A 25,549-nucleotide genomic window follows, 5' to 3' on the forward strand; every position below is an offset into this window, starting at 1 on the left:
TCATAATTTTTGAGCAAACTATTATCGGTGATACGATGATTATTGAGGCTTCAAAAAAATATGCGCTGCTGCTTCAATTAAAAGCGGCGGCGCTTCTTGTTTTACTGGCATTTTTATCAGGTGCGATAGCGGCTGTAAGTTTTGTCTTTGCCGCTGTGTTCGGGTTTTCTGCTTTGGCAGTATATATTTTCACAGCACTGTATATAAAACGCTTTGCAGATTCGCTGTCTGTTCGGACACAGAGCAGTACAATGATTATTAAGCAGGGGGTTATTATAAGAAAAACTGCGGTTGTACCGCTTGCGGCTGTGCGTTATTGCAAGGCTAAGAGAACGCCGCTGTCAAGACTTTTTGGAATTTGTACTGTGTCGGTGTTTACATCATCGGGCAAAGTCTTGATATACGGGCTTAGCTTTGCAGATGCTGAAAAAATAATTAGCTGTGCGGAGGAGAACAAATTTGAAAAAGCCGAGTAAGAAACTTATGTGCGGCAGAAAAATTGAAATACATTTAATTACCGTAGCGGAATTTCTCTACCGCTATGCATTTTTGCTTATTATACCGATTTTACAGTATCTTATCGTAAGGCCACAGGGGATTTTAGAAATGTTTACAACAGGCGGAATGAATGTTTTGCTTGCAGCGGCTGTTGTGGTTTATGCTGTGCTGAGGTACAGGTGCAGGAATGTAAGAATATGTAAGGGGAAAATTATAGCGGAGAAGGGAGTTTTTTACCGTACAAAAACAGTTATATATGAAAAAAGGCTTGTCGGTGCGGCAATCAGACAGGGGGCAATTACGGCGATTTTCGGCGCATGCACATTATGCATAAGTACAGGAGAAGGACGACTGAGTGTTGTGGAATATATTAGGAAAAGACATATGGAACTGCCGCTTTTAAGCGTTTACGGAACAGTTATAAGGGCAGGCTTATTTCATTCGTTTGTTGCAGCGGCTGACGCCACAAGCGCACTTTCGGGACTTCTGTTGATAATACCGTTTTTAAGAAAAACAGCGCCTGTTATCGGCGGAGCGTTAAGCGAGGGCTTTTACGGCGGTGTGGATTTGTGGTCGGGCATAGTATCTAAGGTGCTGCCGCCTGCGGCTGCGTACATTTCGGGATTAATTGCGGCAGGATACGCCTTTGCTTTTATATATGAGCTGTTAAAGCATTTGAAAATGAGGATAGTAAAAAATGATGAGTCAATAAAAATAAGCCGAGGATTTGTATGGCGCTTTTCAGCAGTTCAACCGAGGGCAGAAATATCGGCATTGACAATGGAACAGGGAATACTGTGCAGAGTGCTTGGCATAAAAAAGGTTTTTGTGCTGTCGTCGCTTTTTAAGTGCCTTGGCGCAGAGAGAGAGCTTATCTCTGTTAAAACGGGCAGGCTGAAAAAGCCAAAAAGCGACATTGTAACGCCCAATAAAGGAAGTGTCTTTTCGTTTATAATGCTGCCTGCATTACTGCTTGTTTCGGCTGTTGCTGCTGCGTTTTATTTTCAGAGTGAGGGCAAAGCGGCAGCGGTTTCTATAATTCTGAGCATAGCTGTGCCTATTTTGATGTTTTGGGTTCTGTTGCGTGCCGCTGCTTTTGAACAGACGTTTCTGTGGATAGATGACAGTGGTGTTTTTGCAGGAAGCTTCAGCGGATTGCGACTTGTGCAGGTGTGTATTGATAAGGATAGGGTTAATATGATAGAGATAAGGCAGAGCTTAATACAGCGATTTTTTGGGAGTTGTAATGTTAGAGTATATGCGCATAACAGGAGAAAGCCTTTTTTGGTGCGCAGGATAAAAAGAAAGGGCTGCGTTAATGCAGCCCTGAGTTTATAAGCTTTATTTAATTTATCAGTTTCTGTTGTTTCTGCTGTTGTAGCGGTGTCCGCCTCTTCTGTCACCCTGAGGACGTCTTGGCTCAACATCATTTTCAGGAGTTAATCCCTCAACCTCAATAAGAGCCTCTCTTCTTGAAAGGTTGAGTCTGCCCTTATCGTCAATTTCAAGAACCTTAACCATAATGATGTCGCCTACGTTTACAACGTCTGAAACCTGTTCTGTTCTCTTGACGTCAAGCTGTGAAATGTGGCACAAGCCCTCCTTGCCCGGTGCGATTTCAACGAATGCGCCAAAGTCCATAAGCCTTGTTACCTTGCCCTTGAAGATAGCACCCGGCTCAGGATCTCTTGCGATTGTTTCGATAATATCAAGAGCACGCTGGCAGTTTTCACGGTCAAGACCGCTGATAAATACATGACCGTCCTCTTCAATATCAACCTTAACCTCGCACTCAGCCTGAATTTCCTTGATAACCTTACCGCTCTTGCCGATAACCTCGCTGATTTTATCAACAGGGATAAGGGTTGAGAGCATTTTCGGAGCGTACTTTGAAAGCTCCTCTCTTGGTTCAGAGATAGCCTTGAGCATTATTTCATCAAGAATATAAATTCTTGCCTTATGTGTTTTTTCAAGCGCTTCCTTTACCATTTCAGGTGTAAGACCGCTTATCTTTAAGTCCATCTGGATTGCTGTGATACCTTCGTGAGTACCCGCTACCTTGAAGTCCATATCGCCAAAGAAGTCCTCAAGACCCTGAATGTCAACCATTGTCATCCAGCGTTCGCCCTCTGTGATAAGACCGCAGGAAATACCTGCAACAGGAGCCTTAATCGGCACGCCTGCGTCCATAAGAGCAAGTGTAGAGCCGCATATTGAACCCTGTGAGGTTGAACCGTTTGAGGAAACGACCTCAGACACAACTCTGATAGCATACGGGAACTCCTCAACTGACGGGATAACCGGAACAAGTGCTCTTTCAGCAAGTGCACCGTGACCGATTTCACGTCTGCCCGGACCTCTGCTTGGGCGTGTTTCGCCTACAGAGTAGGACGGGAAGTTGTAGTGATGCATATAACGCTTTGTTTCTTCTTCGTCAATGCCGTCAAGAAGCTGCTGGTCGCTTATAGGACCGAGTGTTGCAACAGAAAGAACCTGTGTCTGACCTCTTGTGAAAAGACCTGAGCCGTGGGTTCTCGGAAGAATTGATGTTTCAGCAGCGAGAGGACGAATTTCGTTCATACCTCTGCCGTCAACACGCTTCTGCTCGTCCAAAAGCCAGCGGCGAACAACGAATTTCTGCGTCTTGTAAAGACATTCGTCAATCTTTGCTTCGCTGTCCGGATAAATCTCGTCAAACTTAGCGTGAACAGCCTCATATATTGGTGAAAGTCTTGCGTCACGAACCTTTTTATCGTCTGTGTCAAGAGCAACCTTAATATCCTCAATAGCGTATTCCTTGATAGCCTCAAACATATCATGGTCAGGCTCGTTGCTTGGGTAGGTGAACTTTGCCTTGCCAATTTCAGCCTGAATGCCCTTTATGAACTCAATGATGTGCTGGTTAGCCTCGTGACCTGCCATAATGCCGTTGTACATTACCTCGTCGCTAACACCCTTTGCGCCTGCTTCGATCATAGCAATGCGGCTGTCGGTTGATGCAACGGTAACAGCCATTTCTGACTTTGCCTTCTGTGCCGAGGTCGGGTTGATTACGTATTCGCCGTCAACAAGACCAACGCTAACGCCTGAAATAGGACCGTTCCACGGAATATCGGAAATGCTTAATGCAATTGATGTGCCTACCATTGCGGTAATCTCAGGTGAGCAGTCTGGGTCAACAGACATAACTGTGCAGACAACCGAGCAGTCATTTCTCATATCCTTTGGGAAGAGAGGACGGATAGGACGGTCGATTACACGGGAAACAAGTATTGCCTTGTCTGACGGTCTTCCCTCTCTTTTAAGGTAAGAGCCGGGAATTTTGCCGACAGAATAAAGCTTTTCTTCAAAGTCAACTGAAAGCGGGAAAAAGTCGATACCGTCACGTGGCTTTTCAGATGCTGTTACAGCAACGTTTACTACTGTTTCGCCGTAGCGAACAAGACAGCTGCCGTTGGCAAGCTGTGCAATTTTGCCGGTTTCAACTACGAGCGGACGTCCGGCAAAATCTGTCTTAAAAACCTTATAGTTTTCAAACATTAGAATTCCTCCTGTAATGGTTATAATATATTTTACAGGGAGCACCGCTTAGCAATAAAACACGGGTTCAGTGTAATAAGCCTGTGTTTCACTGCTAACCGGGTGCCGCCGAAAAGTGATTTAACGGGCTGTCCCTGTAATAATTAAAATTAGACGAACAGGGCAGACGACGAAGAGCCGACTGCCCTGAAAAAGGCAATTATTTACGAATGCCAAGTCTTGAAATGATTGAACGGTATCTCTCAATGTCAACCTTTGTAAGGTAGTTGAGAAGGCTTCTTCTCTGACCTACCATCTTAAGAAGGCCTCTTCTTGAGTGATGATCCTTTTTGTGAACCTTGAGGTGCTCTGTGAGGTCGTTGATTCTCTTTGTGAGAAGAGCAATCTGAACCTCAGGTGAGCCTGTGTCGCCCTCATGAGTTGCGTATTCAGCCATTATAGCCTGCTTTTCTTCTTTAAGCATTTTGTATTCCACCTTTTTTAATATTTCGCCGAACAGCTCAGGTTAAGGTCGGTGACTCCCGTTTGGGCATACGCCAAAATCCGAACGGCGGCGTTCAATTTGAAATTATACCATATAAATACAATTTTGTAAACCCCGATTTTGCAATAAAGATGGGCTTTGCAATAAAGGTGGGCTTTGCCCACAACCGTTAAAAAAAGATGCGTATAGTTTGTGCTTGTTATTAAAAACTTGTTTGCTAATAGTGCGATATTGTGTTAAACTGATTTCAGAAAATAATGTTTTCTATGATGTTACTAAGCCCTAATTTATTTTATTGCAAATTCACTCAAAAACAAGGAGTAATAAATGGAATTTTACGAGAACGAAGAAATAAGACAGCAAGCGCTGCTTGTTGCGGTTGACACAGGCGAATATGATGCCGAGTCGTCAATGGCAGAGCTTTATGAGCTTGCAAAAACGGCCGGTGCAGACGTGCTGTCGCATATAATCCAAAAGAGAGAGGCTGTTAAAACAGCTACCTGTGTTGGCAGCGGCTGCCTTGAGGAAATTGCGGAGTATTGCAAAAACAATGACATTGACTTGATAATCTTTGACCGTGAGCTTACGCCGACTCAGATAAGAAATATTGAGGATAAGACAGATGTAAGAGTTATTGACCGTACAATGCTCATACTCGATATTTTTGCTCAAAGAGCAAGGTCTAAAGAGGGTAAGCTTCAGGTTGAACTGGCTCAGCTTAAATATATGCTGCCCAGACTTACCGGTAAGGGTACGGCTATGTCAAGGCTTGGCGGCGGTATCGGAACAAGAGGTCCGGGTGAAACTAAGCTTGAAACAGACAAACGCCATATTCGCACAAAGATGGAGAAGATTAAGGAACGCTTGAAAGAGTCGGAAAATCACCGTGAACAGCTTAAAAAGCGCAGAAAAAAGGACGGCGTTATAACTGTTGCAATTGTCGGCTATACTAACGCCGGAAAATCAACGCTTATGAATTATCTGACTGACGCAGGTGTGTTGGCGCAGGACAAACTGTTTGCGACGCTTGACCCGACCTCAAGAGCACTTAAGCTGCCAAGCGGCGTTACGGTAATGCTTATCGACACCGTTGGTCTTGTAAGACGTCTGCCGCATCACCTTGTTGAGGCGTTTAAGTCAACGCTTGAGGAGGCGGCACAGGCTGATATTATTTTGAATGTCTGTGACGCATCGTCGGCGGAAGCCTCAATTCACCTTGAGGTAACGCAAAGCCTGCTTGAATCGCTCGGGTGCAGCGGCTCGCCGATAATTCCTGTGCTTAATAAATGTGACAGGGTGCAGGGACTTGACGAAATTCCGATTATAGGAAAAAGTGTTCGTATCAGCGCAAAAACAGGGCAGGGCGTTGAACGTCTGCTTGAGGTCATTGACGAAAATCTGCCGATAAGGGTGAAAAAAGGGTGTTGGGTTTTGCCGTTTGACAAGGTTGGATTATCAGCTGAGATACGCCGTGACGGCACGCTGATATCGGAAAGCTACACAGAAAACGGTCTTGAAATTGAGGCAATTGTTGACGAGAGTATGTACGAAAGGCTTAAAAGTTTTAAAAAATGACAAAATTATACAAAAAAACTCTTGATTTACAATTTTGTTTGTGATATTATATAGATGAAAAAGATAGGGGTGATTGCAATGTTCAATAAACTAAGCCTCGGCAGAGTTATTGCTTTTGCTTTAGTTGTTTTAATGGCGTTTTCACTTTGCGCTTGCAGCACCTCAAATTCGTCCTTAGAATCATCGCAGCAAAGCAGTACGGTGGTTGATAATGCGCCTGCAAAATATGAATACGAAGATATTTCGGTAGATTCAATTACAGCTGTTGTTGGCAGCAAGGTGTATTTAGAGCTTTCATCAGACAAATCGACAATTAATAATATAACCACTACTAAATACACGTATAAGTATGAAAATCTTACAGACAGCGATTTAAGCACATACGGCGAATATTTGCTTCAAAACGGTTTCGAGGAAGTGCAGACAAATGTATTTTCAAAAACCACACAGGTGGGTACTTCTATGAAAATTACTCTCGGTGGCAACGATGTTGTTGTTGAGGGAACCAAGCAGTAACTCCACATATTAACTTTGACATTTTCTTAATATTTTTCCCCTTTGACAATCAATACAAAAACTCCGTGCGTTTATTCGTGCGGAGTTTTTGTTATAAAAATAAAAGGGATGGAAAGCTCCATCCCTGTGTCGGTTAACAATTTACTTAATTAACATTAATTAGTTTTGTCAATTAGCAAAAATAAACGTCCATCTTGTTGCCTTCAAGCTCGCCGTTTACTACGAAGTAAGCTGCGCTCTCATCCGGCTTTACATATACTTCAAGGCTCTTGATATCGTCATTGCCGTTGTTTGCCTTGTAAGTAGCCTTTACGTTCTCAATAATCTCATCAACTGCTACCTTAGCACCGTTGAACTCAATATAAACCTTTGCCGGAACTGCCTTAGCAGCTGTCTTCTTTGCAGCAGGCTTCTTTGCAGCAGGCTTCTTAGCCGGAGCTGCCTTCTCTTCTGTTTTAGCAGCTGTCTTTGTTGTTGCTTTAGCAGCAGTTGTTTTAGCTGTTGTTGCTTTAGCAGCAGTTGTCTTAGCAGCAGTTGTCTTAGCAGCAGCTGCCTTTGTTGTTGTCTTCTTCTCTTCTGTATCTGTTGTCTTCTTTGTTGCCATGGTAGTTTGTGCCTTCCTTTCTATAAATACGGTAAGTGCATTTGTCTAACCGACTATGTGAAGTATTATATTCCCCTTTTTTTAGTCTGTCAAACTAAAATTAACATAAAATACACGATTTGAGAAAATTTCTGTTTGTCATACAATAAAAGAGTTTTCAGCTTCAATTAATTTATTTATTTTACCAATAAAAGCTTTGAGTTTTTAGGGGCGTATTGCATAGCTTGAGGATAAATTTTTGGTTAAGCATACAAATTTGAAAACAAGCAATGTTTTTTTGCACAAAGAAAAAGTGTAGGTTTTGTTGAAAGGGCATAAGCGGATTTAAAGTTTGTCCTATATATAAATAAGGTGCGGGAGTACCCCACACCTTATTAGTTAAGTTTATCTCTTGTAAAACAGGTTTACTACAATTTGTCTTGGCAAATGCGGTTTCATTGCCTGCAAAAGCTTTTCGTTTGGGGTGAACAGCAACACACTTCTGCCGTGCTTTTCAGTGGTAATTACTGCGGCATAGGTTTTGTAATCCGTACTGTCAACACCGCAGGCACTATAAATATGTGAGTAAAGGCGTGTGTCAAAATCTCTGTTATCATATTCGATAAGCTCCTCAATCTTTGAGGTTTCAAAGCAAATTATATTCTTGCGCTTGCGCTTTGACATAATTTTTGAAATTGTCATACTGCCGCTGACAAAGCTGTATTCGTATTCAACTTTGAGATTTGAAAAAATGAACCACGCAACGTAGATTCCGCCGAGAAGCAGAAAGAAGCCTATCATAATAAAGTAAAAATTGATAATAGGCGCAAGCATAAAGCAGGTGAAGGGTATGAGTATAAGTGCTGAAATTGTAATTATTTTAATCAGCAAATCTTTTTTGTCCTTTTTCTTTTTTACAACCTGTTCAACCATTGTGTCCATAGCGTTACCGTCCTTATTTTATTTTAATAGCTGTATTGTGCATATGCACGATATATTAAATCATATCACAATACTTGCCCAAATTCAACAAATATAACACAAAGCTATTGCATTTTTGTTGAATTAATGTTATATTTATTTTTGAAATTCAAAACGCATTGATAAAGAAAGTAGCCGTACTAATACGCCGTGGGCAGAGAGAGAGCAACTAAGGCTGTGATTGCTCTTGCACGCAAGGTCGGTGAAGTTCACTTTTGAGCGGTGCGGCTTAACGCTTTGGCAAGTAGGCCGCAACGGTTGGCACCGTTATATGCCGCAGGAGTGTTTGCTCTTTAGCAAAAATCAGGGTGGTACCACGGAATTTCCGTCCCTGCGTAGTTTTACGCAGGGGTTTATTTTTTTAGGAGGTATTATATGGACGACAAAATTATTAGCTTAAAAAGCGAATTGGAAAAGCAGCTTTCAGAAATATCAGACCTTGCCGAGCTTGACAAGGTAAGGGTAGCTTTTCTCGGCAAGAAGGGCAGCATTACGCAGCTGTTAAAATGTATGAAGGATTTAACTCATGAGGAGAGAAAGACTCTTGGCGCTCAGGTGAACAAGCTTAAAGCCTTTGCAGGGGATAAGATTGACGAAAAAATCGTTCAGCTAAAGGAAAAGGAGATTGAGCGTGAAATTGCGTCTTTGCCGAGGTTTGACGTTTCAACGCCGGTCAACGCACAAAGAGGTTCTTATCACCCGATTACTCTTGTGCAAAGACAGTGCGAGGCTATATTTAAGTCAATGGGCTTTACTGTTGAGGACTACCCTGAGGTTGTAACGGACTATGAGTGCTTTGAATCACTCAACATTCCTAAGCATCACCCCGCAAGAGATATGCAGGATACTTACTACCTTGAAAACGGTCAGCTTTTGAAATCGCAGACATCAGCGGCTCAGAACGCTATTCTTAAAAAATACGGAAAGAACCTTATTGAGAACGATATTCCGATTAAGGCCATTTTCCCCGGCCGCTGCTTTAGAAACGAGGCAACAGACGCCTGCCACGAAAACACCTTCTTCCAAATGGAGGGTGTTATGGTTGACAAGGATATTTCAATTTCCAACCTTATTTTCTTTATGAAAACAATGCTCTCAGAGGTGTTCCGGAAGGATATTAAGGTTCGCCTTCGTCCGGGCTTTTTCCCGTTCGTTGAGCCGGGCTTTGAGCTTGATATAAGCTGCCTTATCTGCGGCGGTGACGGCTGTCCGTCGTGCAAGCACAGCGGCTGGCTGGAGCTTTGCCCATGCGGTATGATTCACCCGAACGTATTAAGAGAGGGTGGAATTGACCCTGAGAAGTACACAGGTTTTGCGTTTGGTCTTGGACTTACAAGACTTGCAATGATGAAGTACGGTGTTAAGGATATCAGAGATTTGAACAGCGGAAGCTTAAAGTCGCTTTCACAGTTTACCGATGACGAATAAGGGAGGAGAATAATTATGTTTTTATCTATGAACTGGATTCAGGACTTCGTTGATTTGAGCGGTCTTGACAAGCTTGATCTTATCCACAGATTTTCTCTTTCCACCGCAGAGGTTGAAAACGAGATTTTTTTCAAAGGCTCAGACTTAAGCGGTGTTGTTGTTGCAGAGATTAAGTCGGTTGAAAATCACCCGGACTCAAAGAAGCTTCACCTGTTAAAGGTTGACGCAGGCGAGCCGGAGCTGATTGATGTTGTATGCGGCGCACCGAATGTAAGAGTAGGTATGAAAACAGCCTTTGCAAAGGTTGGCGCAAGGCTTGGTGAAATAACCATTGCACCTCGTCCTCTTGCAGGCTATGTATCAAACGGTATGTGCTGCGGCGAGTCTGAAATCGGCATAAGTGACGATAACTCAGGTATTATGGAGATAACGGACGATATTCCGAACGGAACGGACATTAAGGACGTTTATCAGATAGACGATATTGTTTTTGAGGTTGACAACAAATCCCTCACAAACCGTCCTGACCTTTGGGGTCATTACGGCATTGCAAGAGAGTTTGCCGCTTTAGCCGGCAGACCGCTTAAGCCTCTTGAAATTGAGGACTTGAACGCTTACAATGAGCTTGCAAAAATTGATATGAAGATAGAGGATTCTCTATGCCAAAGGTACAGCTGCTTGCAGGTTGAAAATATCAAAAGAAATGTTAGCCCTGTAAATATGAGAATAAGGCTTTACTACTGCGGAATGAGAAAGATAAACTTCCTTGCAGATTTGACAAACTATCTAATGCTTGAAATGGGTCAGCCGATGCACGCATTTGACTCACGCAAGGTTGAGAAGATAAGAATCAAGAGATTCGACAAGCCGTTTGTGTTCAAAACCCTTGACGGTGTTGACAGAAATATTGACGAGAATACGCTTATGATTTGTAACGGCGATACTCCTGTTGCAATAGCAGGTATTATGGGCGGTCTTGATTCTGAGATAGTTGACGATACTACAACGCTTACTCTTGAGTCAGCTACATTCAACGCTGTTTCTATTCGTAAATCAACTGTTCGCCTTTCACACAGAACGGACGCATCAATAAGATACGAAAAGTGCCTTGACCCTGAGATGACAACGGTTGCTATCGGCAGATTTTTATATCTTCTTAAGAAATACGACGGCGGCGTTAAGGTTGTTTCAAGTCTTACTGATGAATACGCATTTTCATATAATAAGGTAACTCTTGAATTTGACAAGGCATTTGTTGACCGCTACACGGGAATCGAGATTGACAATGATACTATTGTAAAAACTCTTACAAGTCTTGGCTTTGGCGTTGAGCTGAATGATAACAGCTTCAAGGTTTCCGTTCCGTCATGGAGAGCGACAAAGGACGTTACATTAAAGGCGGATATTATTGAGGAAATAACAAGAATTTACGGCTATGACAACTTCGAGATAAATACAACCCGCTCACCGCTTTATCCTGTCAGAGCAGACGTTGTTAAGAGCGCTGAGGACAGAATAAAGGATATTCTTGTTAAGAGATACAGCCTGCATGAGGTTCACTCATATGTTTGGGCGTATAATGATGAGCTTAAGGCTTTGGGTATTCCTGTTGAGGACAATGTTAAGCTTGCAAACGCCACAAACCCGAATATTGAAACAATAAGAAATTCAATAATTCCGACGCAGCTTTGTCAGGTGAAATTGAATTCATCTTATGCGCCTGAGTTTGGTATTTTTGAAATAGGCAGAGTTGTAGAGGGACTTGATGAAAACAACCTCTGCATTGAGAAGAAGAAGCTTGCTGTTACGCTTTTCAGCAAGACAACGGATTTAAAGAGCCTGTATCTTGAGCTTAGAGATATGCTTGCTGTTGCGGTTGATGATATTAAGCACACAGCTCTTTCATTTAAGGCGGTCGAGCCTGCTCACAGCTACGTTCACCCGATTAACTGCAACGAGATTATTATGAACGGTGAAGTTATCGGCACTATGGGTATTGTTCACCCGTCGGTAGGCAAGAAAATCGACAAGAAGGCAAGCGTTGTGTTTGCTGAGGTTGATATGGAGAAGCTTGCACGTTCAGAGAACCTTAGTATTTCATACGAGGAGCCGTCAAAGTTCCCACCGATGGATTACGATTTAAGCCTTGAAATTCCGCAGGGTATGTTCTTTGAAAGCTTAAAGCGCTGCTGGGAGAATGCAGGAGATATTCTGAAGAACACTAAGATTGTCGATACCTATGACAGCGAAACGGTTCATAGCATTACGGTTCGCTTTGAGTTTTCGTCCAACGAAAGAACGCTTTCTTCGGCTGAGGTTCAGCAGATTATGGACGGCATTATCGGCAAGCTCGGAGAAATCGGCGTAAAGTTGAGATAAAATATATAAATTTCCAAACAAAAAGCTTGTCTTTTATGGAAAAATAGATTATAATACTTGTATATGAGAAAATAGCTTGGAGGTGGAATTAAAGTGTACAGTAAGACAATGGTTTTTTCACTTGGCGGTGAAAAGGATGAGGAAATAAAAAGAGCATTGACAACTGTATATGACGCACTTAAGGAAAAGGGGTATAACCCGATTAATCAGATTGTAGGTTATATTCTTTCTGAGGATCCAACATATGTCACCACCTACAACAATGCTCGCAACATTATCAGCAAGATTGACAGGGATGACTTGCTTGAAACCCTTGTTAAATCATTTTTGAACAAATAACTTTATAACCGCCCAACCACTTTTGGTAGTTGGGCGGTTATTTCTGCATAAAAGAAAAGGGCTTAAGAACAGTTGTGTTTAAATTGTTCCTTAAGCCATTATTTTTTAGTATGCGACCAGACCTGTAAGCCGGGTTCTGTCGAGAACAGCCATCTATCTTGGCAGACCGTTGCCGAATCTGCTCAACGCCACCTCCTAAGACACGCAAGGCACGTATATGTCTTCCACGGTGTTGCTCCGAATAGGGTTTACATGGCCGCTGCGTCTCCGCAGCGCCGGTGAGCTCTTACCTCGCCTTTCCATCCTTACCCTTGCGGGCGGTTTATTTCTGTTGCACTTTCCCTGGGGTCGCCCCCGGCGGCCGTTAGCCGTTATTCTTGCCTTGAGGAGCCCGGACTTTCCTCGGGCAGTAGCTTTCGCATCTGTCCGCAGCTGTTCAGCCTGCTCGCATAGCTTATTGTAATATATTATTAGGACAAAGTCAAATTTGTATTGCCCTTTGGCTGTATTTGGTATATACTTTTAAAAGACTATTTTATTTGCGAAAGGATTTGTAATTATGGATATAAGGGAAGAATCACTTCAAAAACACTATGAATGGAACGGGAAAATTGAGGTTGTATCAAAGGTGAAAATCAACAGCTCAAAGGATTTGTCGCTTGCGTACACTCCGGGCGTTGCTCAGCCGTGTCTTGAAATTCAAAAGGACTATGATAAGTCTTTTCAGCTTACAAGAAGAAACAATATTGTTGCCGTTATAACAGACGGCACAGCAGTGCTTGGCCTTGGCGATATAGGCCCTGAGGCAGGTATGCCTGTTATGGAGGGCAAGTGTGCGCTTTTCAAGGAGTTTGCAGACGTTGACGCATTTCCGATTTGCGTGCGCTCAAAAAATGTTGAGGACATTGTAAAGACGGTGTATCTTATAAGCGGAAGCTTCGGCGGCATAAACCTTGAGGATATTTCAGCGCCTCGATGCTTTGAAATTGAAAGACGCCTTAAGGAAATCTGCGACATTCCCGTGTTCCATGATGACCAGCACGGAACAGCGGTTGTTGTTGCGGCAGCTTTAATTAATGCGCTTAAGGTAGTTGGCAAGAAGATTGACGAGATAAAGGTTGTTATTAACGGCGCAGGCTCGGCAGGCATTGCAATAGGAAAGCATATGCTCAATATGGGCGTTAAAAACCTTATTATGGTTGACCGCTTTGGCATTATCTGCGAGGGTATGGACGAGCTTAACAGCGAGCAGGCATATATGGCGACTCTTACTAATAAAGATAAAATCAAGGGTACTCTTGCTGATGCAATGAAGGGAGCTGATATGTTCCTTGGTGTTTCTGCTCCGAATGTAGTAAGTGAGGAAATGGTGAAATCAATGGCTGAAAAGCCGATTGTATTCGCTATGGCTAACCCGACGCCTGAGATTATGCCGGACAAGGCGAAAGCGGCAGGTGCGGCGGTTGTCGGCACAGGCAGGTCGGACTTCCCAAATCAGATAAACAACGTTCTTGCATTTCCCGGTATTTTCAGAGGCGCACTTGACTGCCGTGCAAGGGAGATTAACGAGGAGATGAAGGTTGCGGCTTCAATGGCGATTGCGGCTTTGGTTGCTGATGATAAGCTTAGCGCAGAGTATATTCTGCCTGAGGCTTTTGACAGCAGAATAGGCAAGGCTGTTGCTGACGCTGTGGTTGATGCTGCAAGAAAAACAGGCGTTGCGAGAATATAAGAACAGCTGTTTTTGAACAAATTTCCCTAACTTAATAAATTGTTATTATTATGTTTAGTGATAATTAATTTTACTTTCAAAATTATGTAATTAAAACGGGGTATTATTATCTCGTCGAAAGGAAAACGGCAAATAATAACAATGAAAGTGCAGGTGCTTAATATGAGCAACGAGTATAACGATAACTATGATAATTTTAATTCCTTCAGCAATGGCAACAGTGAAAGTGAAAAAACAGATAACGTCAGTTACAGTTCAGCCGCTGATGGCGACAACAATATTTACAGCAGTTCAAGCTATTCCGGTGATAATACTGCAAGCGGTGAGGGCAGTACAGCCTCAAGAGGTTTCTTTGATGAAGACGGTAACTACCGAAGAAGATATACCCCAAGTGACCAGCCGTCAGGCGGCTTTTCAAGCACAAAGTATATAAACAATAATCAGAACCCATATTCAAGTACACAGCAAAGCGCTAATCAACAAGGCGGTTATTACACAACACCGCAGAGCTACTACACGCCAACGCAAAATGCCGATACAGGCAAAAAGAAGAAAAAAGAGAAGAAGAAACACGGCAAGGGCGCTATGGCAGCAGTTGTTGCGGTGTGCGTCTTAGGCTCCGGCGTGCTTGGTTTCGGCGGCGGAATGCTTGCGACAACACTCAGCGGTGACGGTGGTTCGGACAGCGGTATGAAAGTTCAGAAGGTGGTCGAAACCGTTTCAACAGGCTCTACTGACAGCGGTTCAATGTCAACCGAGGAAATTGTTGCAAAAACAGAAAACAGCGTTGTTGAGATTATTACAGAGTCTGTTGCAACAGGAGACTACCTTAGAAACTATATCACGCAGGGAGCCGGCAGCGGCGTAATAGTTAGTGAAAACGGATATATTGTTACAAACAATCACGTTATTGACGGCGCAAGTACAATTAAAGTTACTACCAAGGACGGCAAAAGCTATGACGCTAAGCTTGTAGGCACAGCCGCTCCTACGCTTGACATTGCACTAATCAAGATAGAGGCAACGGGTCTTACACCTGCCACACTGGGCAACAGCGACGAGATTAAGGTTGGCGAAAAGGCTGTTGCTATCGGCAATCCGCTCGGTCAGCTCGGCGGCACTGTAACAGAGGGTATAATAAGCGCACTCAACCGTGACATCTCAATAGACGGAGTAACAATGAACCTTCTGCAAACTAATGCTGAGATTAACCCGGGTAACTCAGGTGGCGGACTTTTTGATGACCACGGCAACCTTATAGGCATTGTTGTTGCAAAATCCTCTGCTACCGAGGTTGAAGGAATTGGCTTTGCTATTCCTGTAAACGACGTTGCAAAGGTTATCGGTGACCTTACCGAATACGGCTATGTAAAGGGTGTTGTAGAAACAGGTCTTTCACTTCTTGATATTTCTAATTCCCAGACTGCGATGATGTACGGTGTAAACGAAATTGGCGTATATATTCAGAGTATTGAAAAAGGAAGTGCGGCTGAATCGGCAGGCTTCAAGAGAGGCGACAGAATCGTTAAGGTTGACGGAAAGGAAATCAGCACATCTTCTGAGTTCGACGCAGCTATAAAGGATAAGAGCGTTGGAGACGCCGTAACGGTTACTGTTAGCCGCAACGGAGAAACAGCGGATATTCAGCTGGTTTTGGAAGAATACACTCCTGAATCTGCGGATACATCGAACGGCTTTAATGACGATAATATAAACAACGGCGGAAACAGCCAAAGTGGAGATAGTTTTGAGGATTTCTTCAACAACTTTTTTAATTAAATAATAAAAATCAAATCACCGTCCGGCTTACCTGAATGTGAGTCGGGCGGTTACTTTTTGTAAAAATTTAAAATCTCGTCTTTTATCTTTGGTACATTTGTGTTATATTATAATAGAGTTTAAATAAGAAATTTTGAAAGGATAATAAATATGGAACAATTAATACGCCGTGAGCTTAGTCACGGTATCTATTTAAACAGCGTCAGAGATGACCGTTTTAAATCCGGCAGAATCTCGGTAAATATGTTTGTTCCGCTTAAGGAGGAAACAGCCGCTGAAAATGCACTGCTCACTCAGCTTTTGGGCAGAAGCTGCAAGGATTACCCCGATTATATCAGCCTGAACCGTGAGGTTAGCAGGCTTTACGGAGCCGCCTTGACAGCCGAATGTGTTAAAATGGGCGATTTCCAGGCTATTACGCTGTCGGTTTCGGGACTTGACGACAGATACACGCTTAACGGCGAGGTGCTTTCAAAGGAGCTTGCCGAATTGCTGTGCAAGATGATTTTTGAGCCGAAGCTTGAGGGGGAGGCTTTTGCAGGATATGATGTTGAACAGGAACGCAGACAGCTTTTGGAGCTTATTGAGGCTGAGGCTAACGAAAAGAGGGGCTATGCTATAAAGCAGTGCATAAGGCTGATGTGTGAGAATGACAGATTTGGTATAAGCCGCTTTGGAACTTATGAGCAGGTGCAGTGCGTTACGCCTGAGCAGCTTTACAAGGCGTGGAGGCGAGTGCTTGAAACTGCGATTGTAAATATTGTAGTAGTAGGTGAGCTTGACAGCGAGGGAATAGGCGAGGCGCTAAATGCCGAGTTTAAAAGGATTGAAAGAAAGCCTGTAAACGGTGTGATAAAGCCGTATATATTTGACGGCGAGGTAAAACAGGAAACCGAAATTCAGGAGGTAATGCAGTCAAAGCTTGTTTTGGGCTTTAGCTGTAATATTACGGCAGGGGACGAAAGAGCCGACCACGCAAAGCTTATGACGCTTGTTTTGGGCGGAACGCCAAGCTCAAAGCTTTTTACAAACGTGCGTGAAAAAGAGAGCCTGTGCTATTACTGTGCGGCAAGCTACAACCGCCAGAAGGGTATAATTCTTGTTGACAGCGGAGTTGAAAAGCAGAATATTGAAAAGGCAAAGAAGGAAATTTTAAATCAGCTTGAGCAGATTAAGCTTGGCAATATTACTGAATTTGAGATAAGCGCTGCAAAGCTTGCGGTTGGCGACAGTGCAGGAATGGTGACAGACAGTGTTTCGGGCATTGATAAATTTTATTCCTCACAGCTTTTTGAAAAGGAAATTTTGTCGCCTGCTCAGGCGGCTCAGAGGATAAGTGCCGTTACAAAGGAGCAGATTGTTGAAGCGGCTAAATGCGTAGAGCTTGCGGCTGTTTATGTTCTGACTGACGGCAAGGAGGGTATAGAATGAGCGCAAAGATAACCGAGATTAAAAATGACAGACTTAATGAAAAATACTATAAGATAGACCATGAATCGGGGCTTACCGTCTATGTGTTTCCAAAGGAGGGTTATAAGTCCACCTATGCTGTGTACGGCACGAACTTCGGCTCGGTGAACACTCACTTTGTTGCAGACGGCAAAGAGATAATCTCGCCCGACGGTATTGCACATTATCTTGAGCATAAGCTTTTTGAAAGCGAGGACGGCGACGCCTTTACAAAATATGCAAAGACCGGAGCAAATGCAAATGCCTATACTTCGTTTGAAAAAACCTGCTACCTTTTTTCCTGCTCAACTAAGCTTGAGGAGAACCTGAGAATACTCTTAAGCTTTGTTCAAAGCCCTTATTTTACAGATGAAACAGTTGCTAAGGAGCAGGGCATTATCGGGCAGGAAATAAGAATGTATGACGATGCGCCTGATTGGCGAGTTATGTTCAACCTGCTTGGCGGAATGTACCACAACCACCCTGTAAAGGTTGATATAGCGGGAACCGTTGAGTCAATTGCTGCAATCACACCGGCGAAGCTATATGAGTGCTACAACAGCTTTTACACTCCGGAGAATATGGCGCTGTGCGTTGTCGGCAATGCTGATGTTGATATGGTTGTAAGCCTTGTTGACGAGCTTGTGAAGAAGACAGAGAGCAAGCAGGTGGAGCGCATTTTTCCTGACGAGCCGTTGAGTGTTGCGACTGATTATGTGGAGCAGGTTCTGCCGGTTACGGTACCGCTTTTTCAGCTCGGTTTTAAGGCTGACGGCAGTGTGAAGCTAAGCGAGAAGCAGACAGCCGCCTGTGAGGTAATGCTGATGACGCTTGCCTCAAACTATTCTCCTATGTATAAAGAGCTTATGGACAACGGGCTTATTAACGAAAGCTTTGGCTACGAACAGCTTGAGGGACCGTATTACAACGGACTTTTGTTCAGCGGTGAATCAAAGAATCCGAAGGCGGCGGCTGAGATAATTAAAAAGCACGTTTCAAATGCACTTGAAAACGGACTTGACAAGGACGATTTTGAGATAGCAAAAAAGGCTATTTACGCCGACTATGCTTCATATCTGAACAGTGTAAGCTCTATCGGCGGTGCGCTGATAAGCTGTGCGTTTACAGGCAGAGAGCTGTTCAAGACAATAGAGGCTGTGGCTCAGCTTGAAATTGAAGAGGCTGAAGAGATGCTCAAATTCCTGCTCAATCCCGAAAATACAACGCTTTCTGTTATAAGGGGAGGACAGGAAAATGTATAATGTGTCGTTTCCTGACCTTGGAATAAACAATTTGCCGATTAATAAGGTCGCATTTACGATAGGTGACCGTGAGATATACTGGTATGGCGTGATAATAGCCGCAGGACTTGTGCTTGCGGTGATTTACGCAATGACGGTGTGCAAAAAGCGTTTTGGTATTGACCCGGACAAGCTTTTGAACTGCACGATTGTCGGACTTATTACGGCAATTATAGGCGCAAGATTATATTATGTAGCGTTTGAATGGGAAACTTACAGCAAGGACCCGATGAAGATTTTCAGTATAAATGAAGGCGGACTTGCAATTTACGGCGGATTAATCGGCGCTTTGATAGGCGGGCTTATCGTTGCGAAAATATGCCGCCTGAACATACCGGCTGTTTTAGATGTTGCTGTGCTCGGATTCTTAATAGGGCAGGGAATAGGTCGCTGGGGAAACTTTATGAATCAGGAGGCGTTCGGAACACCTACTGATTTGCCTTGGGGTATGGTAAGTGAAAACACAGGCGGCGTAGCCGTTCATCCGTGCTTTTTGTATGAAAGCTTATGGTGTTTGCTCGGATTTGTTTTGCTGCACTTCTTCAGCAAATATTTCAGAAAATATGACGGACAGATTTTTCTTATGTATCTTGTATGGTACGGAGTAGAGAGAATGGTTGTTGAGGGACTGAGAACAGACAGCCTTATGACTCCGATATTCAATTTAAGGGTTTCTCAGGTATTGTCGGCGGCTTTGGTGATTGTCGGACTTGTGTTCCTGATAATCAATTTTGTTCACAAGAAGGACACCATAGCCGTACCGGTAAACAGACTGGAAAGGAAGAAAGCGTAATGGCAAGAATAATTGACGGTAAGGCGGTTTCAGCCGCTGTAAAAGAACAGGTTAAAGAGGAAACGGCAAGACTTAAGGAGAAGGGAATAGTTCCGGGTTTGGCTGTTGTAATTGTCGGTGACGACCCTGCTTCAAGAGTATATGTTAACAACAAGAAAAAGGCGTGTGAGCTTGTCGGCTTTCACTCTGAGGAGTATGCTTTAAGCGGAGAAACAACGCAGGAAGAGCTTTTGACACTGGTTAAAAAACTTAATAATGATGACAAGATAAACGGAATTCTCGTTCAGCTTCCGCTTCCGAAGCACCTTGATGACAAGGCGGTTATTGCGGCTATTGATCCGAAAAAGGACGTTGACGCATTCCACGCCGAGAATGTCGGTAAAATTATGATAGGCGACTACAAGTTTTTGCCATGCACACCTGCCGGAGTAATGGAGCTTTTGGCGAGTGAGAATATTGAAATAGAGGGCAAGAGTTGTGTAGTAATAGGCCGAAGCAACATTGTAGGAAAGCCAATGGCTATGCTTTTACTGCACAGCAACGGTACTGTTACGATTACTCACAGTCGAACAAAAAATCTTAAGGAAATTTGCCTTGCGGCTGACATTATCGTAGCGGCGGTCGGCATACCTAAGTTTTTAAAGGCGGATATGGTCAAGGATGGTGCAGTTGTAATTGACGTTGGTATGGACAGGGATGAAAACGGCAAGCTGTGTGGCGACGTTGACTTTGCTGAGGTTGAGAAGAAGGCGGGGTATATTACTCCCGTTCCGGGCGGAGTAGGACCCATGACTATTGCAATGCTGATGAAAAACACTCTGATGTCTGCAAAGATAGCAAACGGTTTAGTGTGACGAAAATAAACAAAGGAAAAATGAATCTGTCGCATTAAGCCACAGCAAAAAAGAAACCGGGCAGCCCGAAAGGGTAGCCCGGTTAATGCTTTCTTGGTATAATTTAATTGCCACAAAAACACTTAGAAATTAGTTGACACAAAACCATTGCTGTGCTAATATAATAGTGTAAAGGAACGGTTTTAGCTGTTCCGCTATCACATTTAAATTATTTTAACAATAACCGTTCTGTGGTGCGAACACAGGGCGGTTATTTCTTTTTTATATCATCAATGACTACCTTTACAGTAATCAGAACAATTACATATGTAAGTAATAAAATCACTTCTGACATAATATACACCCCCTTTCGCAAGGGAGCTGAAACAGCCGCCGCCATTCCTTTACTATGCTATTGTATCATAAATTGTTGCACTTTTCAACGATATATCGCTTGCGCAACATAATAGTGAAGTTTGCTGTGGCCAAGTGAAGCAGCGGCAATGCCGCTGTGAAGTATCGTGCTTATGCACGAAGTGAAGTTAAGTGTGCCACCCACGCCCGCAGGCACTTCACTAGCGAAGCGAGCTTCACGCACCGAAGGTGTGCTTAACGTGCCGCAAGGCACACTTAGTTAAAAAGAAACCTCTTTTGTCTTAGTAGACAAAAGAGGTTTCTTTACATGGTCGAGGTGACAGGACTTGAACCTGCGGCTTCTTCGTCCCGAACGAAGCACTCTACCAAACTGAGCTACACCTCGAAATATAAAGCCCCGAATGTTCGGGGCTTGTTGGCTGCGGAACTAGGATTCGAACCCAGACAAACAGAGTCAGAGTCTGTCGTGCTACCCTTACACAATTCCGCATCACTGAACAGCAATATATATTATATCCGTTTTTTTGGAAATGTCAAGACTTTTTTGTGATTTTTTCAATTAATTTAACCGTTATTCTTCAAGCAGACTAAAGCGGCTGTACAAAGTGTTTTCGGTACAGCCGTTTGTTGACAAGCTTGCGGTTTTGTTTTTGGTTATTATTAGTTTTCATCCTGCGCTAATGAAAACATGATGCATTGTGCAATGCCGGACTTTGGAGCGTCGCTGTATGGCTTTGCTTCACAGCCGATAACAACGGTTTGCGTTTGTGTTGTGCCGTCAGTGAATTTAACCGTTACGTCAATTAAGGTGTTTTTTAGCAGTTTGTTGAAGATTTTGACCTCTGTTTCAACATCTTCTGAAATATCCTCTATATCGCCAAACAGTTGATTATATTCCTCTTTGGATAAATCTGTTACTCCGACAATATCAATGCAAAAATCATCAGCTTCCTGGTTTTCGTAGTCCAAGGTAAAGCTTGAATATTGTTCGAGATATGCTATCTGACCGTCTTGAGCTTTTGGAGAACGAGAGCCTACGTTGAGTGTGTTTTCAAGTTCGGTGCCGGAGATAACGGGGTTGTAGATGTTTAATATTGTATAAATGTTTAATATGGATTATTGTAGGTTTTATATGCTTTGAAAAAGTGCACAAAAAAATCAGAAATTTTAATGCGAAAGGATAAAAAATAATATATGTATTGCTTTTTAATTTTTTGTGTGATATTATATTGACAGAAAGGGCGAGTTGCTATAATATTTTCGTCAATATTGCACAAATCGACCTTTTCTGTTCATCCGTACTATTTTCCGCATTTTTGCATATTTGCGGTTGATAGATTATTTAAAATGGTAAATACAAAAAGAGAAAGAAGGACTAAGATTATGCGCAGATTATCAAAAATCTTAGCATTCGGTATGGCTGCTTGCATGGCTGCAACAGCATTTGTCGGATGCGGCTCAACAACAAATTCAAGCTCAGACGCTCCGGCGGCTTCGGGCGACGCTTCAAAGGGAAAGGTTTATTACCTTAACTTTAAGCCGGAACAGGATAAGCAGTGGCAGGAACTTGCTAAGGCTTACACAGAAGAAACAGGTACAGAGGTTAAGGTGTTTACAGCGGCTGAAGGTCAGTATGAGCAGACGCTTACAGCAGAGATGGATAAGGCTGATGCTCCTACACTGTTCCAGGTTAACGGCCCTGTTGGCTATGCTAACTGGAAGGATTTCTGTTATGACCTTGCAGGCTCAGACTTCAGCAAGGAGCTTAAGTCCGATGAATTTGCACTTAAAGACGGCGACAAGATTCCGGGTATTGCTTATGTTATTGAAACATACGGCATTATCTACAACAAGACATTACTTGACAAATACTTTGGTTCAGACTTTGCAACCATCAAGAAGATTGAAGACCTCAATAGCTTCACAGCTCTTAAGACAGTTGCAGAGGAAATTCAGAAGAATAAAGATGCTCTCGGCGTAGACGGTGCGTTCACATCAGCAGGTATGGACGGCTCATCTGACTGGAGATTTAAGACTCACCTTGCAAATATGCCTATCTACTATGAATACAAGGATAAGGGTATTTCTCAGACAGACGCTATCGAGGGAACATATCTTGAAAACTACAAGAACATTTGGGATCTCTACATAAACAACTCAACCTGCGATAAGACTGAGCTTGCCAGCAAGACCGGTGCAGACGCAGAAACAGAGTTCAAGACAGGTAAGGCTGTATTCTATCAGAACGGCACATGGGCTTACGGCAATGTAAAGGACGACGGCAAAGCAGGACTTAAGGACGACGAGTTTGGTATGCTCCCGATTTACATTGGCGCTAAGGGCGAAGAGAAGCAGGGACTTTGCACAGGTTCTGAGAACTATTGGTGTGTAAACAGCAAGGCTTCAGCAGACGACATTGCAGCTACACTTAAGTTTATGCATTGGTGCGTAACAAGTGATAAGGCTACAACAGCTCTTGCTGAGGATATGGGCTTTGTAATTCCGTTTAAGTCAGCTAAGGCTGCTACAAACCCGCTTGTTACTATCGCTGACCAGTACGTTTCTGATGGCACAGTATCAGTATCTTGGAACTTCTCATCAATTCCGTCAGAGGATTGGAAAAACGGCGTTGGCGCTGCTCTTACACAGTATGCAGCAGGCACAAGTGAGTGGGACGCTGTTAAGGCTGCTTTCGTAGACGGCTGGAAAATAGAGTATGCAAAGGCTCACCAGGGCTAATCGTTAATTTATACGCTTAATCGAAGGGGAGCGGTAACGCTCCCTTTCTTGATGAATCAACAAAGGAGGGGATTCCTTTGACAAAAATGAAGAAATGGTACTTTCTTATTTTTGTTTTGCCTACCTTGGCGGCGTTTGCAATAGGTTTTATATATCCGTTTTTCCAGGGTATATATCTTTCGTTTTGTAAATTTATTACCACCAGCAATGCAACCTTTGTCGGCTTTAATAACTATGTAACTGCCTTACAGGACGATTCATTTAAATACGCATTTTGGTTTACAGTAATGTTCGTTGTTGTTTCTGTTATTCTTATAAATGTATTGGCATTTGCTATTGCTTATGTTCTTACTTTGGGTATCAAGGGCAGTAACGTGTTCAGAACAGTGTTCTTTATGCCAAACCTTATCGGCGGTATTGTTCTTGGATTTATATGGCAGCAGATTTTTGACGGTATTCTTAAATACTACGGCACTTCAATTGTCCTTAATGAAACCTTCGGCTTCTGGGGGCTTGTTATTCTTATGTGCTGGCAGCAGGCGGGATATATGATGATTATTTATATTGCCGGCTTCCAGTCTATACCGAATCATCTTTATGAGGCGGCTAAGATTGACGGCGCTACAAAGTCAAAGATTCTTACCAAGATTACAATTCCTATGATGGCTCCGTCCATCACAATTTGTACTTTCCTTACGCTTACAAACTCGTTCAAGCTCTTTGACCAGAACCTTGCGCTTACAAACGGTGCCCCGATTGATTTTTCAACGGGAGTTGCCATCAAGAAAACGCAAATGCTCGCGCTTGATATTTACAATACCTTCTATGCAAACAATAATTACAGAGGCGTAGGACAGGCAAAGGCGGTAATATTCTTTATTGTTGTTGCCGGAATTGCCCTTATTCAGCTTTACTTTACACGAAAGAGGGAGGTTCAGCAGTAATGGATAACGCTAAAAAATTTGACGCAACTGAGTTCAAGCAGCCGCGAAAAGTCGGAAAAATTGTTTTAACTGTTATTCTTTCAATAGTGTCGGTAATTTATGTTTCACCGATTTTTATTGTACTGTTTAACTCCTTTAAGGTTAAAACGGCTATCAGTGAAGAGCTGTTTATGCTTCCGACAAGTGAAACCTTTGTAGGGTTTGAAAACTACATAAGAGGTATGGTTTCCGGAAACTATCCGTTTTACAAGGCTGTTTTAATAAGCTTGTTCATAACCGTTGTAACTGTTTTTGTAATTCTTATTTGTACGGCTATGTGTGCATGGTACATTACAAGGGTTAACAGCATTCTTTGCAAGATTATTTATTATTTCTGCATTTTCTCAATGATTGTTCCGTTCCAAATGGTTATGTTTACGCTTTCAAAAACAGCTAACGATCTTTCGCTTAACACTCCTTGGGGAATTGTAATTATTTACCTTGGCTTCGGCGCAGGACTTGCGATATTTATGTTTACCGGATTTGTCAAGTCGATTCCGCTTGAGATTGAGGAGTCGGCAAGCATTGACGGCGCAGGTCCGCTGAGAGTATTTTTCGGCATTGTTCTGCCGATAATGAAGCCGACCTTTATTTCCGTTGGTATTCTTGAAACAATGTGGATTTGGAACGACTATCTGCTTCCGTATCTCGTACTTGACAAGAACGAATATAGAACAATACCGATTCAGATTCAATATCTTAACGGCAGCTACGGTCAGTCTGACACCGGCGCTATTATGGCGCTTGTTGTTGTCAGCATTATTCCGATTATTATTTTCTACTTTTCCTGCCAAAAGCACATTATCAAGGGTATTGTTTCAGGCGCTGTTAAGGGATAAAATTTTAGTTTACAAAAAATTACTCCGACTCAACCGAGCCGGAGTATTTTTTATAGCTTTGTTTTGTACTCCATAAATTCGTACTGATCGCAAATTTTCATACATATTTTCTTTGTTTCTTCATCAGTACCGCAGTCAAGGCATACTACCCTCTCAATAGCTCCGCAATATACCCACATTGCCTTTGCCGCTGCGGAACGAAGCAGCAGTTCTGCGTCCTTTGCTCCGCTTTTTATCGGTACGAGAATGACTATGCTTTTGTCGCCTTTTGTCTTAAAAAGTCGGCAGATAATCAGGCGTATTAGCTCAACAAGACCTATAACTGACAGAAAAATAATGATAATGTCACACAGCGCCGACAGCATAATAATCAACTCCACCGCTTTTATTATATTTATATAAT

Annotated in this window: 23 protein-coding genes, 2 tRNA genes, 1 other RNA gene and 1 other annotated feature; of the genes, 17 read left to right on the forward strand and 9 right to left on the reverse strand. The window is 42.9% G+C overall.

Features of this window, described 5'->3' with window-relative positions; translation table 11 throughout:
* Positions 1-35: 35 nt before the first annotated feature.
* Positions 36-476 (forward strand): PH domain-containing protein, encoded by a 441-nt coding sequence (locus GMA13_RS00390; RefSeq protein WP_255882194.1) that lies wholly within the window; start codon positions 36-38, stop codon positions 474-476.
* Positions 460-1,836 carry a PH domain-containing protein gene (locus GMA13_RS00395; protein ID WP_255882195.1) on the forward strand — a complete coding sequence of 459 codons (1,377 nt, stop codon included), beginning with the start codon at positions 460-462 and terminating at the stop codon, positions 1,834-1,836. Before GMA13_RS00390 ends, GMA13_RS00395 begins: the two co-directional genes overlap by 17 nt.
* Positions 1,837-1,851: 15 nt before the next feature.
* On the opposite strand, the gene GMA13_RS00400 is transcribed toward GMA13_RS00395, so the two are convergent.
* On the reverse strand, positions 1,852-4,038 hold the full coding sequence (locus GMA13_RS00400; protein ID WP_255882196.1) for a polyribonucleotide nucleotidyltransferase: 2,187 nt from the start codon (positions 4,036-4,038) through the stop codon (positions 1,852-1,854).
* A 199-nt stretch (positions 4,039-4,237) separates the two neighbouring features.
* A complete protein-coding gene (gene rpsO / locus GMA13_RS00405; RefSeq protein WP_255882197.1) occupies positions 4,238-4,501 on the reverse strand; it encodes a 30S ribosomal protein S15 in 264 nt (87 codons plus the stop codon).
* 62 nt (positions 4,502-4,563) lie between these two features.
* On the opposite strand from rpsO, the gene GMA13_RS00410 reads away from it, so the two are divergent.
* The 3 genes from GMA13_RS00410 (at position 4,564) to GMA13_RS00420 (ending at position 6,613) form a co-directional block, all read left to right on the forward strand.
* Positions 4,564-4,695, forward strand: coding sequence for a hypothetical protein (locus tag GMA13_RS00410; RefSeq protein ID WP_255882198.1), 132 nt, complete (start codon positions 4,564-4,566; stop codon positions 4,693-4,695).
* A gap of 154 nt (positions 4,696-4,849) precedes the next feature.
* Positions 4,850-6,097: a GTPase HflX gene (gene hflX / locus GMA13_RS00415; protein WP_255882199.1), complete on the forward strand. Its 1,248-nt coding sequence runs from the start codon at positions 4,850-4,852 to the stop codon at positions 6,095-6,097.
* Between the two features lie 78 nt (positions 6,098-6,175).
* Positions 6,176-6,613 (forward strand): hypothetical protein, encoded by a 438-nt coding sequence (locus GMA13_RS00420; protein WP_255882200.1) that lies wholly within the window; start codon positions 6,176-6,178, stop codon positions 6,611-6,613.
* Between the two features lie 172 nt (positions 6,614-6,785).
* On the opposite strand, the gene GMA13_RS00425 is transcribed toward GMA13_RS00420, so the two are convergent.
* On the reverse strand, positions 6,786-7,217 hold the full coding sequence (locus GMA13_RS00425) for a DUF6465 family protein (protein ID WP_255882201.1): 432 nt from the start codon (positions 7,215-7,217) through the stop codon (positions 6,786-6,788).
* Positions 7,218-7,601: 384 nt separating this feature from the next.
* Positions 7,602-8,138, reverse strand: coding sequence for a DUF6106 family protein (locus tag GMA13_RS00430; protein ID WP_255882202.1), 537 nt, complete (start codon positions 8,136-8,138; stop codon positions 7,602-7,604).
* Between the two features lie 149 nt (positions 8,139-8,287).
* Positions 8,288-8,513 (forward strand) — a binding site (T-box leader).
* A 39-nt stretch (positions 8,514-8,552) separates the two neighbouring features.
* On the opposite strand from GMA13_RS00430, the gene pheS reads away from it, so the two are divergent.
* The 3 genes from pheS (at position 8,553) to GMA13_RS00445 (ending at position 12,323) form a co-directional block, all read left to right on the forward strand.
* A complete protein-coding gene (gene pheS / locus GMA13_RS00435) occupies positions 8,553-9,605 on the forward strand; it encodes a phenylalanine--tRNA ligase subunit alpha (protein ID WP_255882203.1) in 1,053 nt (350 codons plus the stop codon).
* A 15-nt stretch (positions 9,606-9,620) separates the two neighbouring features.
* Positions 9,621-11,984: a phenylalanine--tRNA ligase subunit beta gene (pheT, locus tag GMA13_RS00440; protein ID WP_255882204.1), complete on the forward strand. Its 2,364-nt coding sequence runs from the start codon at positions 9,621-9,623 to the stop codon at positions 11,982-11,984.
* A 93-nt stretch (positions 11,985-12,077) separates the two neighbouring features.
* A complete protein-coding gene (locus GMA13_RS00445) occupies positions 12,078-12,323 on the forward strand; it encodes an IreB family regulatory phosphoprotein (RefSeq protein WP_370687028.1) in 246 nt (81 codons plus the stop codon).
* Positions 12,324-12,432: 109 nt separating this feature from the next.
* Here GMA13_RS00445 and rnpB read toward each other — a convergent pair.
* An RNA gene (gene rnpB, locus GMA13_RS00450) (RNase P RNA component class A) lies at positions 12,433-12,771 on the reverse strand.
* A 111-nt stretch (positions 12,772-12,882) separates the two neighbouring features.
* Between rnpB and GMA13_RS00455 the strand changes: the two genes are divergently transcribed.
* From GMA13_RS00455 to folD, 6 genes are all read left to right on the forward strand, one after another.
* Positions 12,883-14,055, forward strand: a complete 1,173-nt coding sequence (locus GMA13_RS00455; protein ID WP_255882205.1) for an NADP-dependent malic enzyme — start codon at positions 12,883-12,885, stop codon at positions 14,053-14,055.
* Between the two features lie 162 nt (positions 14,056-14,217).
* Entirely contained in the window at positions 14,218-15,834 is a 1,617-nt protein-coding gene (locus GMA13_RS00460; RefSeq protein ID WP_255882206.1) for a S1C family serine protease, read from the forward strand.
* A gap of 150 nt (positions 15,835-15,984) precedes the next feature.
* Positions 15,985-17,265, forward strand: a complete 1,281-nt coding sequence (yfmF, locus tag GMA13_RS00465) for an EF-P 5-aminopentanol modification-associated protein YfmF (RefSeq protein ID WP_255882207.1) — start codon at positions 15,985-15,987, stop codon at positions 17,263-17,265.
* Positions 17,262-18,545, forward strand: coding sequence for an EF-P 5-aminopentanol modification-associated protein YfmH (gene yfmH / locus GMA13_RS00470; RefSeq protein WP_255882208.1), 1,284 nt, complete (start codon positions 17,262-17,264; stop codon positions 18,543-18,545). The genes yfmF and yfmH overlap by 4 nt, the downstream gene beginning before the upstream one ends.
* The gene (gene lgt / locus GMA13_RS00475) at positions 18,538-19,377 is read left to right on the forward strand and encodes a prolipoprotein diacylglyceryl transferase (protein WP_255882209.1); all 840 of its coding nucleotides are present in this window, start codon (positions 18,538-18,540) and stop codon (positions 19,375-19,377) included. Before yfmH ends, lgt begins: the two co-directional genes overlap by 8 nt.
* Positions 19,377-20,231 (forward strand): bifunctional methylenetetrahydrofolate dehydrogenase/methenyltetrahydrofolate cyclohydrolase FolD, encoded by an 855-nt coding sequence (gene folD, locus GMA13_RS00480; protein WP_255882210.1) that lies wholly within the window; start codon positions 19,377-19,379, stop codon positions 20,229-20,231. Before lgt ends, folD begins: the two co-directional genes overlap by 1 nt.
* A gap of 662 nt (positions 20,232-20,893) precedes the next feature.
* Here folD and GMA13_RS00485 read toward each other — a convergent pair.
* The 3 genes from GMA13_RS00485 to GMA13_RS00495 all read right to left on the reverse strand — a co-directional run bounded on the left by GMA13_RS00485 (position 20,894) and on the right by GMA13_RS00495 (position 21,554).
* A tRNA-Pro gene (locus GMA13_RS00485) sits at positions 20,894-20,970 on the reverse strand.
* A 31-nt stretch (positions 20,971-21,001) separates the two neighbouring features.
* Positions 21,002-21,075: transfer RNA gene (locus GMA13_RS00490), tRNA-Gln, on the reverse strand.
* 170 nt (positions 21,076-21,245) lie between these two features.
* Positions 21,246-21,554 (reverse strand): hypothetical protein, encoded by a 309-nt coding sequence (locus tag GMA13_RS00495; protein WP_255882211.1) that lies wholly within the window; start codon positions 21,552-21,554, stop codon positions 21,246-21,248.
* A gap of 414 nt (positions 21,555-21,968) precedes the next feature.
* Here GMA13_RS00495 and GMA13_RS00500 point away from each other — a divergent pair, with 414 nt between their 5' ends.
* The 3 genes from GMA13_RS00500 to GMA13_RS00510 all read left to right on the forward strand — a co-directional run bounded on the left by GMA13_RS00500 (position 21,969) and on the right by GMA13_RS00510 (position 25,146).
* Entirely contained in the window at positions 21,969-23,324 is a 1,356-nt protein-coding gene (locus tag GMA13_RS00500; protein WP_255882212.1) for an ABC transporter substrate-binding protein, read from the forward strand.
* Positions 23,325-23,401: 77 nt separating this feature from the next.
* Complete coding sequence (locus GMA13_RS00505; RefSeq protein WP_255882213.1) at positions 23,402-24,268, forward strand: carbohydrate ABC transporter permease; 867 nt, start codon at positions 23,402-23,404, stop codon at positions 24,266-24,268.
* On the forward strand, positions 24,268-25,146 hold the full coding sequence (locus GMA13_RS00510) for a carbohydrate ABC transporter permease (RefSeq protein ID WP_255882214.1): 879 nt from the start codon (positions 24,268-24,270) through the stop codon (positions 25,144-25,146). The genes GMA13_RS00505 and GMA13_RS00510 overlap by 1 nt, the downstream gene beginning before the upstream one ends.
* A 50-nt stretch (positions 25,147-25,196) precedes the next feature.
* Here the strand turns inward: GMA13_RS00510 and GMA13_RS00515 are convergent, their stop codons facing one another.
* Positions 25,197-25,511, reverse strand: a complete 315-nt coding sequence (locus tag GMA13_RS00515) for a hypothetical protein (protein ID WP_255882215.1) — start codon at positions 25,509-25,511, stop codon at positions 25,197-25,199.
* Positions 25,512-25,549: the final 38 nt, after the last annotated feature.

The organism is Ruminococcus sp. zg-924 (assembly GCF_024433635.1).
Lineage (GTDB): Bacteria > Bacillota > Clostridia > Oscillospirales > Acutalibacteraceae > UBA7067.

Bases quoted from the DNA above. Each gene is read 5' to 3' on its own strand.
- GMA13_RS00390 (WP_255882194.1), top strand. From the start codon at position 36: ATGATTATTGAGGCTTCAAAAAAATATGCGCTGCTGCTTCAATTAAAA.
- GMA13_RS00400 (WP_255882196.1), bottom strand. From the start codon at position 4,038: ATGTTTGAAAACTATAAGGTTTTTAAGACAGATTTTGCCGGACGTCCG.
- rpsO (WP_255882197.1), bottom strand. From the start codon at position 4,501: ATGCTTAAAGAAGAAAAGCAGGCTATAATGGCTGAATACGCAACTCAT.
- hflX (WP_255882199.1), top strand. From the start codon at position 4,850: ATGGAATTTTACGAGAACGAAGAAATAAGACAGCAAGCGCTGCTTGTT.
- GMA13_RS00420 (WP_255882200.1), top strand. From the start codon at position 6,176: ATGTTCAATAAACTAAGCCTCGGCAGAGTTATTGCTTTTGCTTTAGTT.
- GMA13_RS00425 (WP_255882201.1), bottom strand. From the start codon at position 7,217: ATGGCAACAAAGAAGACAACAGATACAGAAGAGAAGAAGACAACAACA.
- GMA13_RS00430 (WP_255882202.1), bottom strand. From the start codon at position 8,138: ATGGACACAATGGTTGAACAGGTTGTAAAAAAGAAAAAGGACAAAAAA.
- pheS (WP_255882203.1), top strand. From the start codon at position 8,553: ATGGACGACAAAATTATTAGCTTAAAAAGCGAATTGGAAAAGCAGCTT.
- pheT (WP_255882204.1), top strand. From the start codon at position 9,621: ATGTTTTTATCTATGAACTGGATTCAGGACTTCGTTGATTTGAGCGGT.
- GMA13_RS00455 (WP_255882205.1), top strand. From the start codon at position 12,883: ATGGATATAAGGGAAGAATCACTTCAAAAACACTATGAATGGAACGGG.
- GMA13_RS00460 (WP_255882206.1), top strand. From the start codon at position 14,218: ATGAGCAACGAGTATAACGATAACTATGATAATTTTAATTCCTTCAGC.
- yfmF (WP_255882207.1), top strand. From the start codon at position 15,985: ATGGAACAATTAATACGCCGTGAGCTTAGTCACGGTATCTATTTAAAC.
- yfmH (WP_255882208.1), top strand. From the start codon at position 17,262: ATGAGCGCAAAGATAACCGAGATTAAAAATGACAGACTTAATGAAAAA.
- lgt (WP_255882209.1), top strand. From the start codon at position 18,538: ATGTATAATGTGTCGTTTCCTGACCTTGGAATAAACAATTTGCCGATT.
- folD (WP_255882210.1), top strand. From the start codon at position 19,377: ATGGCAAGAATAATTGACGGTAAGGCGGTTTCAGCCGCTGTAAAAGAA.
- GMA13_RS00500 (WP_255882212.1), top strand. From the start codon at position 21,969: ATGCGCAGATTATCAAAAATCTTAGCATTCGGTATGGCTGCTTGCATG.
- GMA13_RS00510 (WP_255882214.1), top strand. From the start codon at position 24,268: ATGGATAACGCTAAAAAATTTGACGCAACTGAGTTCAAGCAGCCGCGA.
- GMA13_RS00515 (WP_255882215.1), bottom strand. From the start codon at position 25,511: ATGCTGTCGGCGCTGTGTGACATTATCATTATTTTTCTGTCAGTTATA.